Raw genomic sequence first — 14282 nt, 5'->3', positions numbered from 1 at the left:
GCTTTTGTAATGAAAGCCCTCGATTCGCTGCGCATCTTCGTCACGACCCAGCGCAAGGGCAGCCTTTCGGCCGCGGCGCGCAGCCTGAGCCTGTCGCCCGCAACGATCTCGCGGCGCATCAGCGCGCTCGAGGAGGAACTGGGCGTGCAGCTGGTGGACCGCACCAGCCGCAACCTCAAGATGACCGAGGCGGGCCAGGCCTTCATCGAACACGCCGAACTCGTGCTGGAAGCCATGGCCGAGGCGGAGCAGGCGGCGCGCATGTCGCGCCAGCGCCCCGAAGGGCGGCTGCGCGTGCACTCGCGCACGCACATCGGCCTGCGCGTGGTGGCCCCGCTGCTGCCGCGCTTTGCGCAGATGTATCCCGACATTCGGGTCGAGGTCGAGTTGTCGGAGCATCCGGTCAACCTCGTCGAACACGATTTCGACGTCGACATCCGAACCGGCGAGTCGACCGACTCGGGCTTCGTCATCAAACGGCTGCTGTCGAGCGACGAGGTGCTGGTCGCGAGCCCCGCCTACCTCAAGGTCTTCACGCGCATCAAGCACCCGACCGACCTGCCCCAGGTGCGCTGTCTCACCTATCAGCGCGAACACGAGGCCACGAGCTGGAAATACATCGACGAACAGGGCGAGCAGCAGGAGCTTGCGATCCAGGGCGTGCTCAGTGCCAACAACGGCGAACTGCTGCGCCTGGCCGCCCTCGGCGGCATGGGCATCGCATTGCTGTCGGAGCCCACGGTGCGCAGCGATCTTCAGGACGGGTCGTTGGTCCGGCTGCTGCCGGACTTCCGCTTCGCAGTTCGCGGCTTTTCCAACGGCATCTTCGCGGTGTTCCGCCAGAGCCGCACGCTGCCTCTGAAGGTGCGCGCCTTCGTCGACTTCATCGCCGAAGCGTTGCGCGACGAAAAGAGCCCCTAGCGGTCGGCGAAGCGGTGTGGCGGGCGGCCCGCCGCAGGCAGGCCCTCGATCAGGAAAAGTCCACCGTCTTGCGGCAGCGACCCCTCGAGCCGCGCACTGCGCGAGATCGTCGTGAGGTAGGCCTCCTCGAAGCGCGGTCCACCGAAGCAGAGGCTCGTGGGATAGCTGACCGGCAGGTCCAACAGGCGCTCCAGCGTGCCGTCGGGCGCGAAGCGGGCCAGCTGGGCAGCGCGCGGGAGCACCGACCAGAGGTAACCCTGCGCGTCCACGGTGGCGCCGTCGGGGCCGGCATCGAAGCGCCCGGTCGTCGCGAAGACGTGCTTGTTGCCCAGCGGCCCGCGCGGGTCGTAGTCGTAGGCCCAGATGGTGCGCTCAAGGCTGTCGGCCACATAGAGCGTGCGCCCGTCCAGGCTGAAGCAGGGGCCGTTGGCAAAGCCGTTGTCGTCGGCCAACTGCTCCACCTTGCCATCCGGCCGCAGCCGAAACAGGCCGCCCCGCACCCGCTCGCCCGCCTGGCGATTCATGTGCATCGTGCCCGCGAGGAAATTGCCCGCGGGGTCGCACTTGCCGTCGTTGAAGCGCACGTCGGGATGGTCGAACGGCATGATGGCCAGCACTTCCAACTCGCGCGACTCGAAGTCGTAGCGCGCGAAGCTGTTCCTCAGCGCCATCACGACCGCGTCGCTGCGGCACGGCGCGATGCAGCCGACGGGCGCGGGCACGGCATGCCGTTCGAGGGTCTCGCCGTCCGGGCGCCACCGCCACAGGACGCCCTCCAGCGCATCGATCCAGCACAATGCCTGCGCGTCCGCATCCCAGCAGGGGCTCTCGCCCAACCGGTCCTTCGTTTCCCCGATTCTCGTGATCGCGACGTCCATGAGGCGCAGTGTGCCGAGGCTTCGCGCGTGGCCGCACCGCGGCCTGCAAAGCAGCTTTTCACGCCCTGCACGATCGCCCCCGGGAAGCCCGCCTAGACTGAACCGACAGGGTGGGTGCCGCCCGACCAGGAGACATTGACATGCCATTTCGCAAGACCCTCGGCGGCCTGCTGCCCGGCCTCGCTGCCGACTGACCGCCAGCATCGATCCATGACTTCCATGCAGCCACTTTCCGGTCTTCGCGTCCTCGACCTGTCCAGGGTGATGGCGGGCCCCTTGTGCGCGATGGCCCTCGCCGACCTCGGGGCCGATGTGATCAAGGTCGAGCATCCCGAACGCGGCGACGACACCCGGGACTGGGGTTTGCGCATCGGGCGGCACAACACCTCCTACTTCAACAGCTGCAATCGCAACAAGCGATCGGTCTGCATCGACCTGCAGGAACCGGCCGGCGTCGAGCTCGCTCGGGATCTGGCGGCACGGTCGGACATCGTCATCCAGAACTTCAAGTTCGGCGGCGCGCAGAAGATGGGGCTGGGCTACGAGGACCTGAGCGCGGCCAACCCCGGGCTCATCTATTGCTCGATTTCCGGCTACTCGGTGCTTGGCGACGAGCGTGCCCGGCCCGGCTATGACCTGGTCGTGCAGGGCGAGAGCGGGCTCATGGCAACCAACGGCGAAGAGGGCCAGGGGCCGCTGAAGTTCGGTGTCGCCGCCGTCGACATGTTCACCGGCATGTACGCGGCCCAGGCCATCCTCGCGGTGCTGCACCAGCGCCATCGCACCGGCCAGGGCCGCCACATCCAGATGTCGCTCTACGACAGCGGCATGATGATCGGGTCCTACTACGGACTGACCGCGTGGGTGAACAAGCGCGACCCGGCGAAGTTCGGCAACTCGCACCCTTCGATCGTTCCCTACGGCGTGTTCGAAGCGGCGGACGGCCCGCTCGTGATCGCGGTGGGCAACAACGGCCAGTTCAGGAAGTTCTGCATCGAGGTCATCCGTCGACCGGAGCTCGCGAACGATCCGCGCTTCGACAGGAACACCGAGCGCGCGAAGCATCGCCACGAACTGCTGCCCCTGCTGGAGGGGTGCATCCGGGCGCACACGCGCGAGGAACTCCTGGGCCGCCTGCGCGCGGCCGGCATTCCGTGCGGCGAGGTGCTCGGCCTCTATGAAGCCATGCAGTCGGAGCGGACGACGCAGACGCAGGTGCTGCACCACTTCGAGGACCCGCAAGCCGGGGCACAGGCAATTCATGCGCCGCCCTATGTCATCGACGGCGCCCGGTGCGGCGTGCGCCACACGCCGCCGGACCTGGGTGAGCACACGGCCGAGGTCCTGCACGAGCTGCTGGGCGTGGATGCGGGCCGGCTGCACTCGCTCCGGGCGCAGAAGGTGATCCGTTGACGCCCGGGCAGGGTGCGGGCGTGCAGTACGCGGAAAGCACCTTTTCACGGCTTGCACGTGCGGTGTCGACGCCGCGAACTAGACTGGATTCAGTCCGTCCACCAGGGACCGGAACAAGGAGACAAACGAAGTGAACTACTACCGCAAATTCGTCCTCGGCCTCTTGATCGGAGGCTGTGCCATCGGTTCCGCACTGGCCCAGCAGGTCACCCGCATCGTCGTGCCCTTTGCGGCCGGCGGCGGCACCGATCAGTACTGCCGCATCCTCGCGCAGGAGCTTGGCAAGCACGGCATGAACGTCATCATCGAGAACAAGCCCGGCGCCAGCGGCATCATCGCGGCCGACTACGTAGCCCGGGCCAAGCCCGACGGACAGACGGTGCTGGTGTCTTCGCTCGGCACCCTTGCCAACAACAGCGTGCTGTACGAGAAGCTACCCTACGATCCGGCCAAGGATTTCGCACCGGTGACGCAGATTGCCTACCAGCCGGCCATCATCGTGGGCCGCGCCGACCTGCCCTACAAGAACATCAAGGAAATGGTCGAGTACGCGAAGAAGAATCCCGGCAAGATCAACCGCGGTTCGCCCGGCGCCGCGATCCTGACGAACCTCGCGCCGATGGTCTTCGAGAAGAACCTCGGCATCAGCACCACGCACATCCCGTTCAACGGGGACAGCCCGGCCGTGCAGGCGCTGCTCGGCGGACAGATCGACATCCACGGCACCTCCATCACCGGCTCGCTGCCGTACATCCAGGCGGGCAAGCTGCGCGTCCTGGGCGTCATGGACACGCAGCGTCTGCCGCAGGTGCCCGATGCGCCGACCTTCCAGGAGCAGGGCTTCGACATGGTGGCCACCTTGTGGTATTCGCTTTCTGTTCCGACCGGCACACCGAAGGAATCGATCGATCGCCTGAACAAGGCGGTGAACCAGGTGATCGCGGACCCGGCATTCGTTATCCGCGCGCGCGCCATTGGCATGGAGCCGCGCGGCGGCACTCCGCAAGAGTTGTCGAAGTTCGTCAAGGTGGAATCCGACCGATGGCTGCCGGTGCTGCAAAGCCTTAACCTGCCGAAGCAGGCGCACTGAACTCGGCTTCGATTGCCGGAATTCGGGGCGATGCCGCCCCAGCAGGGCGACTGCCCGAGACTACTTGCCGCTGCGCCTATCTGTCAGGGTGAACCCAAAGTGGCGCTTGTGCCATCGCGAGAAAGCGCTAGGTGCCGAGAACCCGAGCAGGTCCGCAACATCGGTGAGGCGGCCTTTGCCGCTCTCGAGGTAGCCTTCGGCAAGTTCGGCACGCACATCATCCACGAGGGACGAAAACGTTTCTCCACTGCGCGCAAGATGCCGGTGCACCGTCCGGCGATCGACGCCAAGGTGCTGCGCCACCTTGTCGACGCTGCAGCGGCCTAGCGGCAGCATATCGCGCACGAGCCAGCGGACCTTGTCCGCGAGCGTCATGTCCGGCCGCGAAATCATTGCGTCCAGGTATTGGCGCGCATAGCGCGCCATGACCGGGTCTGCGGACGGAAGTTGCCCGGCCAGGTCCTCCGCCGCGCAGGCGATGCCGTTGAACTCGGCGTCGAAGTCGACGATGCGCCCGAACATGGCGACATGCCGAGTCAGGCTCGCAGGCGCCGAGTGCATGAAGAGGACGCGCCGCGGCTGCCACGACGGCCCCAGCAACTCTTGCAGGATGCGAAACAGATAGCCCACGAAGAGTTCGATCGCCTGCCGCAGAGGCATCCGCCCACCCCCAACAATGTCCACCCGAAGGATCACGAGCTTGCCGGCATCCTCGATGCGGATGGAGAGCAGTTCGCTGTGCAACTGCAAATAGCGGCCGAGCGTTTCGATGGCGCGCCGTGCAGTGGTTTCCTCTCGCACCACCAGGCTGAACGGACCCAGGTTCGACAGGCGCCGCGCCGTGGAAAGCCGCAACCCGAAGTCTTCGACCCCGCTTTCTGCGGCTGAAGTCTCGAGCAGCTTTGCCACCGCTGTCGCATCAATGCGCGTGTCCGGATCCGAAAGGCACGAAGGATTCAGGCCGCACTTGCGCATCAGGCGGTTGGGATCGAGGCCGACCGAGCGTGCCAGCTCGATGTAGCCGCTCAGGGTCGCGCTGCGAATGGTGGATTGCATTTTGCCGGTAGCCGCGAGGGACTGTTTTGGATGTCCCGAATGGTCATCCAAATGTCCCATTGGGTCAATCGTCGGACGGCTGGAAAAAACATACTCAACCCGTCACTCAACGATCCCCTACGGAGACAACATGCAATTCCTCGACGACTCACTCCTCCCCGAAAACCAGCAACCCCTCGTGATCCAGGTCGCGCCTTACGGCCCGGAATGGATCCCCGCCGACTCCAGCGACATCCCCGTATCGATGGACGAGCAGGTCCAAAAGGCAGTCGACTGCTACAACGCGGGCGCCACGCTCCTGCACGTCCACGTCCGCGAAGCCGACGGCAAGGGCTCCAAGCGCCTTTCGATGTTCAACGAACTGCTGGCTCGTCTGCGCGATGCGGTTCCCGACATGATCTTGCAAGTTGGCGGCTCGATCTCGTTTGCGCCCGAGACCGACAGCGAGGCGGCCCAATGGCTGAGCGACGACACGCGCCACATGCTCGCGGAACTCTCGCCCAAGCCCGACCAGGTGACGATCGCGATCAACACCAACCAGATGAACATCTGCGAGCTGTTGACCGCGGACGATGTCGCCAACACGTCCCTTGCGAACCCGGCCTTTCAGCAGGCCTACCGCGAGATGACCATCCCCTCGGGACCCGGCTTCGTCGAGGAACACCTGCGCCGGCTGCAGGCCAACGGCATCCAGCCGCTGTTCATGCTCGGCGACGTGGGGCAGCTCGAGTCGGTCGAGCGACTGATCCGGCGCGGCATCTACACCGGCCCCCTGACCATGAACTGGGCGGCGATCGGCGGCGGCATGGACGGTCCGAACCCCTACAACATGATGGAGTTCATCCGCCGGGTCCCTGATGGCGCAGTCCTGACCATCGAAAGCATCATGCGCAGCGTGCTGCCCTTGAATGCAATGGCGATCGCCATGGGCCTGCACGTGCGCGTGGGCATCGAGGACAACCTCTGGGGCCGCAAGGGCGAGCGTATGACCTCGGTGCAGCAGGTCGAGCAGATGGTGCGGCTTGCGCGCGAAATGCACCGCGAAGTGGCGACCGGCAAGCAGGCCAAGGAGATCCACAAGATCGGCGAGCACTACAAGACCGTCGACGAAACCCTGGCGAAGATCGGCTACGCGCCGAACCGTCAGTCCGGCGAACGCGGCGCTCCGCTTCGTCGCGTGGCCTGAGACAGGGAGGACGTCATGGTGAAATCAACAAGACCTCTCGAAGGGCGCGTCGCGCTCGTCACGGGCGCAGGCCCGGGCCTGGGCCGCGCCTTGGCGCGCTCCCTGGCCGAAGCCGGCGCCAATCTCGTCGTCTGCGACATCAATGAAGCGAGCCTGGAGCAGGCGCGCGCCGCGGTCGAAGAGGCCGGCTCGGAATGCCTGACCGTGCGTTGCGACGTCTCTGACAGCGCCGCGGTGCAGCGCATGTTCGCCCAGGCGGCCGAACGCTTCGGCACCGTGCACATCCTGGTGAACAACGCGGCGCTGACGCCCAACCGGCCGGCCGACGACGTGCGGCGCAATCGCCACTACACGCACCTCACGACGCCCGTGCCGCGGGAGTCGCTGGCGTTCACCAGCAGCATCACCGATGAGGATTGGCACCGTTGGTGGGGCGTCAACGTGCACGGCACCTTCTACTGCACCCGCGAAGCGCTCAAGCTGATGGAGCCGCAGAAGTACGGCCGCATCATCAACGTCGCATCGCTGTCCGGCATGTCGGGCCTGTCCGCCCACAGCCCTCACTACAGCGCGACGAAGGGGGCGGTGATCGCCTTTTCCAAGTCGGTCGCCGCGGAGGTCGCCGGCAGCAACATCTACGTGAACGTGATGGCACCGGGCCTCGTCCACACGCAGGAGGTCGAAGCGGTCCTGCAGAAGATGGGCGAGGAAGCCCGCAATCGCTTCCTGCAGCTCGTGCCCTCCGGACGGATGGGCACCCCCGAAGAGTACGCCGCCACGGTCGTGCACCTGGCCGGCGAGCACTACCTGGTCGGACAAGTCATTTCGCCCAACGGCGGCATGTTGATCTGAGCATCCGGCAAAACATGGAGACAGAGATGGAACACGTGAAAGTCATGAAGGGCATCGCCCGCTCCAAGGGGCACGCCAGCGGCGAGGCTCTGGTCAGTGAGATGCGATTCGGCTGGGGCTACAACACGGTCACCAACGACGGCGGAATCATCGGTGCCTACGAGAACCCGCTGAACGGCCAGTGCGTGAAGGGCAGGATCATGGTGTACCCGACCGTGTCCGGCACGACGCTGGGCTCGGTGGGCCTTTACTACAAGTGCCAGGTGTCCAAGGTCGGCCCGACCGGCCTCGTCTGCCGCAACGTGCACGACATCGACATCGCCGGCGCCATTGCCGGCGAGATCCCCGCGGTGGACTGCCTCGACGGCGACCCCCTCCAGGAGATCCGCACGGGTGACTGGGTGGAGATCCGCGCTGACGAAGTCGGCAAGGAAGCCACCGTCACGATCACCCGCAAAGCATCGGCCTGATGCCTTGTCCAACCCCCATTTGAATTGCACGAGGAATATATGAAGCTCGATCGAAACCAGCAGGAAATGCTGGATGGAAAGTATGGCGAGGCACGGCGCTTCGCGCTGGAAAAGCTGGTGGACTTTGGCAAGGCAGTCGGCGCCGAGGAGATGGTGCCGCTGTCCTTTGTCCTGAACGTCTGTCCGATAGAGATGAAGGACCGGTCGCATCCCGACCTCTCGACCTTCGACATGGGTCACAGCCCGCTGTACGACAAATTCATCGAGATCAAGGACGCTCGCGTCGCCGACGAGAGCAAGACGATCTGCCTGAACGACCCGTATCTCGTCCAGATCGACAAGTACGAGGAAGAAGGCTACCCCTGGAACTTCTCGTGGGGCGACGGCAGCTACAAGCTTCCCAAGGACATTTACGACGGCTACGTGCGCGGCCATGACGCCCTGAAGGAGCACGGCTGGATCATGTCGCAGTCGTGCAATTCGCACCTCACGACCCGCACGCCGAGATACGGCGAGTTCTGCGCCTCTTCCGAGTCCAGCGTCGCCGCCTATCTGAACACCTTCGTCGGCGCTCGCAGCAACCGCGAGAGCACGGTCAACACCGTGTATGCCGGCTACACCGGCTACCTGCCCAAATACGGCATGCTGCTCGATGAAAACCGGCTCGCCAAGGTGATCGTCGAGCTGACCGACGAGGTCAAGGAGAAGATGACCGACCCGGCGGACTGGGCGGCCCTGGGCGCCGTCATTGCCGAGAAGGGCGGCAACCGCATCCCGGCCGTCGTCAACATGCCGCCGCTCTTGAGCCCGACGGCGGGCAAGTGCCTGTCGGGTTGCGTCTCCGCGGGAATGAACGACCCGATGCTGCACATCATCGGATCAGCCCTGCCCGAGTCGCGCACGCTGGAGGCCGCGTTCGGTGGTGCGGTTCCCGCGAACGTCGAGAAGCACATCGTGACACTGGACGACGTGCGGGAGTACTACCGCAAGCTCGACTCGGCCAAGAGCGACAAGGTGGACATCGTCGTCTTCGGCTGCCCGCACCTGACGTACCACGAGATTCGCCAGATCGCCGGCCTGATCAAGGGCCGCAAGGTGAGCCCGAACGTGCACATGTGGGTGCAGACCGACACGCCGTCGTACCACATGGCCAGAGACAACGGCGAGGCCAAGATCATCGAGGACGCCGGCGGAAAGATCTATCACTCCACGTGCATGGGCATGAACCCGGTGCGCACCTGGAGTCACGACCTCAACATCGCGACGAACAGCTTCAAGTACGTCAAGCTCGGCGGCGGCTTCGGACAGGGCTGGCACTTCGGTGCGGTTCCCGATCTCATCGACGCGGCCGTGACCGGCCGGTTCGTTTCCACCCGCTGGTAAGAGACAACCACCATGAACGCAAACATGATGCAGCAGCCGCTGCTGATTTCGACGCTCCTCAACCATGCGGAGCGTCATCACGGCGACCAGGAAATCGTCTCACGCCGCGTCGAAGGCGACCTGCATCGCCAGACTTACGGCGATCTCGCCCAGCGAGCGCGCCGCATGGCCAACGCGCTAGCCGCGAATGGCATCGACTTTGGCGATCGCGTCGCAACGCTCGCATGGAACGGCTACCGCCACATGGAGCTGTACTACGCGGTGTCGGGTTCCGGCGCCGTGCTGCACACGCTCAATCCTCGACTGCATCCCGACCAGGTCGTGTGGATCGCCGACCATGCCGAAGACCAGGTGCTGTTCTTCGATCTGACCTTTCTGCCGCTGGTCGAGGCGATCGCCTCGCGCGTGAAAACAGTCAAGGCATTCGTCGCCATGACCAGCCGGGACTTCATGCCGTTGGCCTCGATGATCCCCAACCTGCTCTGCTACGAGGACCTGATCGACGCGCATTCGCCGGAATTCACGTGGCCGGTGTTCGACGAAAACACGGCCTCGTCGCTGTGCTACACGTCGGGCACCACCGGCAACCCCAAGGGCGCGCTGTACAGCCACCGTTCCACGGTGTTGCACACCTACGCCAGCGCATTGCCGGACTCGCTCGACTGCTCGTCCTGCGACACGATCCTGCCGGTCGTGCCGATGTTCCACGTCAATGCCTGGGGCCTGCCCTATGTGGCTTGCATGGTGGGCGCCAAGCTCGTGTTCCCCGGCCCATGGATGGATGGCAAGTCGCTGCACGAGCTCTTCGAGACCGAAGGCGTGACCATGTCGGCAGGCGTGCCGACCGTGTGGCAAGGCTTGCTGACCCACGTCGAAGCCAACAACCTGAAGTTCAGCACCATGAAGCGCACCGTGATCGGCGGCTCGACCTGCCCGCCGGCGATGATGGACGCCTTCGAGGACAAGTACGGCGTCCAGGTGATCCATGCCTGGGGCATGACCGAGCTGAGCCCGATGGGTGCGCTGGGCAAACTCAAGGGAAAGCATGCGGGGCTTGACGCGGCACAGCGTCGGGCGCTGCAGGCGAAGCAGGGGCGCTCCCTGTGCGGCATCGACATGAAGATCGTCGACGAGCACGGCGGCGAACTCCCGCGCGACAGCCGGACTTCCGGCGAGCTGATGGTGCGTGGTCCCTGGGTCATTGCCAACTATTTCAAGGGCGATGGCGGTGATCCCCTGGTCGACGGCTGGTTCCCGACCGGCGACGTGGCGACGATCGATGCCGACGGATTCATGCAGATCACCGACCGCAGCAAGGATGTCATCAAGTCCGGCGGCGAGTGGATCGGATCGATCGACCTCGAAAACATCGCCATGGCCCATCCGGCGGTGGCGATGGCCGCCTGCATCGGTGTCGCGCACCCGAAGTGGGACGAGCGCCCGCTGCTGGTCGTGGCCAGGAAGCCCGGTGCCGAGGTGACACGCGAGGAGCTTCTCGACTTCTACGACGGCAGGATCGCCAAGTGGTGGACGCCGGACGACGTGGCATTCGTCGACAGCATTCCACTCGGCGCCACCGGGAAGATGCTGAAGAACCGGCTGCGCGAGACGTTCCGGGACTACCGGCTGCCCACAGCCTGAGTCCGGAGAGCGCCATGCCCACCATGACTTCCGCGGCCTTATGGTCGGAGCGCGGCCGCGCGCTGTTTCCCGGCGTGCTCGCCTGCGGTGTCGTCGCAGCCGCGGCCACCTTCCTGTCCCAGCACTACGGCGCGTCCGCCATGCTGCTGGCGCTCCTACTCGGGATGGCGATGAACTTCCTTGCCGCCGAGGGACCCTGTGCGCCGGGCATCGAGTTCACGGCGCGAAAGCTGTCGCGCGTCGGTATCGCGCTGTTAGGACTGCAGATCACCTTCGGTCAGATCATGGGACTCGGCTGGCCTCCGGTATTGCTCGCGCTGGTCGCCATCATCGCGACGATGACGGTATCGGTCCTTGCCGCGCGGGCGTTGGGCTTCACGCATCTGTTCGGGCTGTTGAGCGGCGGCGCGACCGCGATCTGCGGAGGCTCGGCAGCGTTGGCACTGGCGGCGGCCTTGCCCCCGCACCCGCAGAAGGAGCGCGCGCTGATGTTCACCATCGTGGGCATATCCGTGCTCTCGGCGCTCGCCATGGTGGTCTACCCGATGCTCGCGAAGGCCATCGGGCTGGACGCTCGACTGGCCGGCACCTTTCTCGGTGCCTCCATCCACGATGTTGCGCAGGTGGTTGGCGCCGGCTATGGCATGTCGAAGGAAACCGGCGACGTCGCCACCCTCGTCAAGCTGGCGCGCGTGGCGATGCTGATGCCAGTCATCCTGATCACCGTGCTGCTGACCCGCCCGCATGGCGCCGCGACTCAAGGGCAGCGGCCGCCGCTGCTGCCGGGGTTCATCGTCGCCTTCGTGGCGCTGGTCGCTATCAACAGCAGCGGCTTGCTGCCGCGCGGGCTGGCCGAATTCGGAGGCAACCTATCCCGCGCCTGCCTGGTGGCGGCAATCGCAGCGAGTGGCATGAAAACGCAGTGGCGCGAAATCATCAAGGTGGGACTGAAACCCGTTGTGCTGATGCTCGGCGAGACCATTTTCCTCGCGGCCCTCGTGCTTGCCATGGTCCGCTGGGGCGCATAGGCCGAGGCCAAAAAGAGATTCTTAAACAGGAGACAAGACCGTGAATATCCAGACTTCCAACCCGCGGCCGCACGACGGCTATCTGTATGGGCCCCGCCAAGCTTGGTTCGCCTTTGCGATGACCATTGGCCTGATGCTCTTCGACTACATCGATCGCCAGGTCATCGTCTCGCTGTTCCCCTACATGAAGGCGGACTGGGGCCTCTCGGACAAGCAGCTAGGCGCCCTCGTTTCGGCCCTCTCGATCGTCCTCGCCGCCTGCGCGCTTCCGGTGTCGCTCGTTGCCGACCGCGTGAGCCGCGTCAAGAGCATCGTGACGATGGCCACGGTGTGGAGCATCGCCTCGATCTCATGCATGTTCACACGCAACTACAGCACGCTCCTGGCGGCGCGCGCCGTGGTCGGCGTCGGAGAGGCCGGCTACGGTGCGGTCGGCGCCGCACTGATTGCGACCCACTTCCCAGACCGGATGCGCAGCGCGCTGATGGGCAGCTTCATGGCGGCCGCCTCCGTGGGCTCCGTGCTCGGCGTCGCGCTCGGTGGCGTCATCGCGGCGCGCTGGGGTTGGCAGGCGGCGTTCGGCGTGGTCGGCATTCCTGGCCTCGTGCTGAGTCTGGCCTACATCAAAGTGCGCGACTACCACACGGTCGATGTCGGCACGCAGGCCCAGGGAGCCACGCGCTCGGCGGTCGGTGTCTTCCGTGCGGCCTTCGGGGCACTGAAGCGGTCGCCGACGCTGCTGTGGGTGGGCTTCGGGAGTGCCGTGCAACTCATCGTGCTGTCGGCGATGTGGGCCTGGCTGCCAAGTTTCCTGAATCGTGTGCATGGGATCGCGCCTGCACAGGCAGGAGTGCACGCCGCGCTGGTCGTGCTGTGCGGTGCGGTGGGCAGCGTGGTCTGGGGAGTTGTGTGTGACATGGCCGGAAAGCGATACCCGCGCGCCCGGGTGCTTTCGATGGGCGTGTTGTGCCTGATCTCGACAGCCGTCCTTGGCGCCGCGTTCGCGTTGCCGTTGCTGGGTGTGCAGCTCTCCAACCAGGCGCAGTTTGCGTTGTTTGCCATCGGCGGCTTCTTTGCGACCTGTACCGCCGGTCCTTCCGCTGCCATTGTCATGAACGTCGTTCATCCCGGATTCCGCGCCACTGGCGCCTCGATCCTCGGGTTGCTCCAGAACCTGTTCGGCATGGCGATGGGCCCGCTCATTGGGGGCGTACTCTCCGACGCCTTCGGGCTGCAGACCGCATTGGCGGTGACACCGATATTCGGGATCGCTGCTGCCTGGATGCTGGTGATCGGCTCTCGCACCTACGAGCGCGATGCCGGACGGGCCGCAAGCCCGCTGGTCGATGAGCCAAGCCTGCCTGACGCGCAACTTGCAGTTTGAAGACGCCGAAGGCTATCGATCGCCGCATGGGCCATGCCTGGTGCCGGACCTGTGCGGGCTTCACTCTTATCGACCCGTGTCACGAAATGGCGGATCGATGTCCCGTTTGGTAAGCCAGATTGGACGCGATGTCGAACAAGCCATTCATCCGACAACACCTGAGCAACCGAATGACCGAAACGCCGTCCCTTGCCGCCGCCCCGATCCCGCTGATCGCACTGGACGCACTGCCGGAGGGCCGCGGCCGCCGAGTCTGCACGGCAGACTACGACTTGGCAGTGTTCAAAGTCGGCGATGCCGTTTACGCCATCGACGACAGTTGTCCGCATGCCGGCGCCTCGTTGAGCAGCGGCATCGTGCAGGGCAGGACTGTCGCCTGCCGCGCGCACGGCCTGAGGTTCGACATGACCCACGGGTGTCCGAACGACCCAGCGAAGCTCCAGGTGCGCACGCACGGGCTGCGCGTCACGGACGGCATGGTGATGCTCGACCCCGATGCGTGACTCGTGACTATCGACAACGAAACCGAGCTGAAAGGGCAACCGACGGTGTGCCTCCGGCCGCGGCGGCATGAATGCACCATCGTCAGCCGGGCCTCGGAATCGACGTTTTACTTGTGGACATGGACAACGCCGGTCATGAACGGATGCACCGTGCAGTAATAGGCGTAGTCGCCCTCCTTTGAAAAAGTGACGTCGTACCGATCGTCCGTATCCATCGCTTTCGAGGCCATGACCTTTTCCTGGCCCTGCGCGCTGGCAACCGTGTGTGGCACCTCGTCATGATTGATCCAGCGCACCGTGGATCCGGGCGCGACCGTGATCTCCTTGGGCCCGAAGGTGAACTTGCTGACGTCGACGGTCGTCGGCGCGCCGGCGGCAAAGCCCACCGACGGGCCCAGCGCGACGCAAGTGGCCAACGCAAACAGCGCGCTTCGATGATTTGCGAGAAATGGACGGAACATGGAGTAGCTCCTCGAA

General features: G+C 65.2%; 14 protein-coding genes. 11 read left to right on the top strand and 3 right to left on the bottom strand.

Annotation, left to right across the window (positions count from 1 at the left end; all coding sequences use genetic code 11):
- Positions 1-9: 9 nt before the first annotated feature.
- A complete protein-coding gene (locus tag AC1D3B_RS30415) occupies positions 10-921 on the top strand; it encodes a LysR family transcriptional regulator (RefSeq protein ID WP_478194402.1) in 912 nt (303 codons plus the stop codon).
- On the opposite strand, the gene AC1D3B_RS30410 is transcribed toward AC1D3B_RS30415, so the two are convergent.
- A complete protein-coding gene (locus AC1D3B_RS30410) occupies positions 918-1799 on the bottom strand; it encodes an SMP-30/gluconolactonase/LRE family protein (protein ID WP_478194401.1) in 882 nt (293 codons plus the stop codon). The genes AC1D3B_RS30415 and AC1D3B_RS30410 overlap by 4 nt on opposite strands.
- Before the next feature lie 210 nt (positions 1800-2009).
- On the opposite strand from AC1D3B_RS30410, the gene AC1D3B_RS30405 reads away from it, so the two are divergent.
- Both AC1D3B_RS30405 and AC1D3B_RS30400 read left to right on the top strand, forming a co-directional pair.
- Positions 2010-3212 carry a CaiB/BaiF CoA transferase family protein gene (locus AC1D3B_RS30405; protein WP_478194400.1) on the top strand — a complete coding sequence of 401 codons (1203 nt, stop codon included), beginning with the start codon at positions 2010-2012 and terminating at the stop codon, positions 3210-3212.
- Between the two features lie 130 nt (positions 3213-3342).
- Positions 3343-4302 (top strand): Bug family tripartite tricarboxylate transporter substrate binding protein, encoded by a 960-nt coding sequence (locus tag AC1D3B_RS30400; RefSeq protein ID WP_478194399.1) that lies wholly within the window; start codon positions 3343-3345, stop codon positions 4300-4302.
- A 60-nt stretch (positions 4303-4362) separates the two neighbouring features.
- Here AC1D3B_RS30400 and AC1D3B_RS30395 read toward each other — a convergent pair whose 3' ends face one another.
- Positions 4363-5358 carry an AraC family transcriptional regulator ligand-binding domain-containing protein gene (locus AC1D3B_RS30395; protein WP_478194398.1) on the bottom strand — a complete coding sequence of 332 codons (996 nt, stop codon included), beginning with the start codon at positions 5356-5358 and terminating at the stop codon, positions 4363-4365.
- A gap of 130 nt (positions 5359-5488) precedes the next feature.
- Between AC1D3B_RS30395 and AC1D3B_RS30390 the strand changes: the two genes are divergently transcribed.
- From AC1D3B_RS30390 to AC1D3B_RS30355, 8 genes are all read left to right on the top strand, one after another.
- The gene (locus AC1D3B_RS30390; protein WP_478194397.1) at positions 5489-6544 is read left to right on the top strand and encodes a beta-keto acid cleavage family enzyme; all 1056 of its coding nucleotides are present in this window, start codon (positions 5489-5491) and stop codon (positions 6542-6544) included.
- Positions 6545-6559: 15 nt separating this feature from the next.
- Positions 6560-7396 carry an SDR family NAD(P)-dependent oxidoreductase gene (locus AC1D3B_RS30385; protein WP_478194396.1) on the top strand — a complete coding sequence of 279 codons (837 nt, stop codon included), beginning with the start codon at positions 6560-6562 and terminating at the stop codon, positions 7394-7396.
- A 26-nt stretch (positions 7397-7422) separates the two neighbouring features.
- Positions 7423-7866, top strand: a complete 444-nt coding sequence (locus AC1D3B_RS30380) for an aconitase X swivel domain-containing protein (RefSeq protein ID WP_478194395.1) — start codon at positions 7423-7425, stop codon at positions 7864-7866.
- A 39-nt stretch (positions 7867-7905) separates the two neighbouring features.
- Entirely contained in the window at positions 7906-9249 is a 1344-nt protein-coding gene (locus tag AC1D3B_RS30375; RefSeq protein WP_478194394.1) for an aconitase X, read from the top strand.
- Positions 9250-9261: 12 nt separating this feature from the next.
- Positions 9262-10890: a 3-(methylthio)propionyl-CoA ligase gene (locus AC1D3B_RS30370; protein WP_478194393.1), complete on the top strand. Its 1629-nt coding sequence runs from the start codon at positions 9262-9264 to the stop codon at positions 10888-10890.
- A 14-nt stretch (positions 10891-10904) separates the two neighbouring features.
- A complete protein-coding gene (locus AC1D3B_RS30365) occupies positions 10905-11918 on the top strand; it encodes a YeiH family protein (protein ID WP_478194392.1) in 1014 nt (337 codons plus the stop codon).
- Between the two features lie 40 nt (positions 11919-11958).
- Positions 11959-13302 carry an MFS transporter gene (locus AC1D3B_RS30360; protein WP_478194391.1) on the top strand — a complete coding sequence of 448 codons (1344 nt, stop codon included), beginning with the start codon at positions 11959-11961 and terminating at the stop codon, positions 13300-13302.
- 170 nt (positions 13303-13472) lie between these two features.
- Complete coding sequence (locus AC1D3B_RS30355) at positions 13473-13805, top strand: Rieske (2Fe-2S) protein (protein ID WP_478194390.1); 333 nt, start codon at positions 13473-13475, stop codon at positions 13803-13805.
- 107 nt (positions 13806-13912) lie between these two features.
- Here AC1D3B_RS30355 and AC1D3B_RS30350 read toward each other — a convergent pair whose 3' ends face one another.
- On the bottom strand, positions 13913-14266 hold the full coding sequence (locus tag AC1D3B_RS30350; protein ID WP_478194389.1) for a cupredoxin domain-containing protein: 354 nt from the start codon (positions 14264-14266) through the stop codon (positions 13913-13915).
- Positions 14267-14282: the final 16 nt, after the last annotated feature.

The organism is Variovorax sp. P5_A3 (assembly GCF_056400665.1).
Note: the sequence above shows the minus strand (reverse complement) of the source record. Positions and strands in the feature narration are given on the sequence as shown.

Coding starts and splice junctions, on each gene's coding strand:
- AC1D3B_RS30380 (WP_478194395.1), top strand. CDS start 7,423: ATGGAACACGTGAAAGTCATGAAGGGCATCGCCCGCTCCAAGGGGCAC.
- AC1D3B_RS30370 (WP_478194393.1), top strand. CDS start 9,262: ATGAACGCAAACATGATGCAGCAGCCGCTGCTGATTTCGACGCTCCTC.
- AC1D3B_RS30395 (WP_478194398.1), bottom strand. CDS start 5,358: ATGCAATCCACCATTCGCAGCGCGACCCTGAGCGGCTACATCGAGCTG.
- AC1D3B_RS30385 (WP_478194396.1), top strand. CDS start 6,560: ATGGTGAAATCAACAAGACCTCTCGAAGGGCGCGTCGCGCTCGTCACG.
- AC1D3B_RS30390 (WP_478194397.1), top strand. CDS start 5,489: ATGCAATTCCTCGACGACTCACTCCTCCCCGAAAACCAGCAACCCCTC.
- AC1D3B_RS30375 (WP_478194394.1), top strand. CDS start 7,906: ATGAAGCTCGATCGAAACCAGCAGGAAATGCTGGATGGAAAGTATGGC.
- AC1D3B_RS30365 (WP_478194392.1), top strand. CDS start 10,905: ATGCCCACCATGACTTCCGCGGCCTTATGGTCGGAGCGCGGCCGCGCG.
- AC1D3B_RS30410 (WP_478194401.1), bottom strand. CDS start 1,799: ATGGACGTCGCGATCACGAGAATCGGGGAAACGAAGGACCGGTTGGGC.
- AC1D3B_RS30350 (WP_478194389.1), bottom strand. CDS start 14,266: ATGTTCCGTCCATTTCTCGCAAATCATCGAAGCGCGCTGTTTGCGTTG.
- AC1D3B_RS30415 (WP_478194402.1), top strand. CDS start 10: ATGAAAGCCCTCGATTCGCTGCGCATCTTCGTCACGACCCAGCGCAAG.
- AC1D3B_RS30355 (WP_478194390.1), top strand. CDS start 13,473: ATGACCGAAACGCCGTCCCTTGCCGCCGCCCCGATCCCGCTGATCGCA.
- AC1D3B_RS30405 (WP_478194400.1), top strand. CDS start 2,010: ATGACTTCCATGCAGCCACTTTCCGGTCTTCGCGTCCTCGACCTGTCC.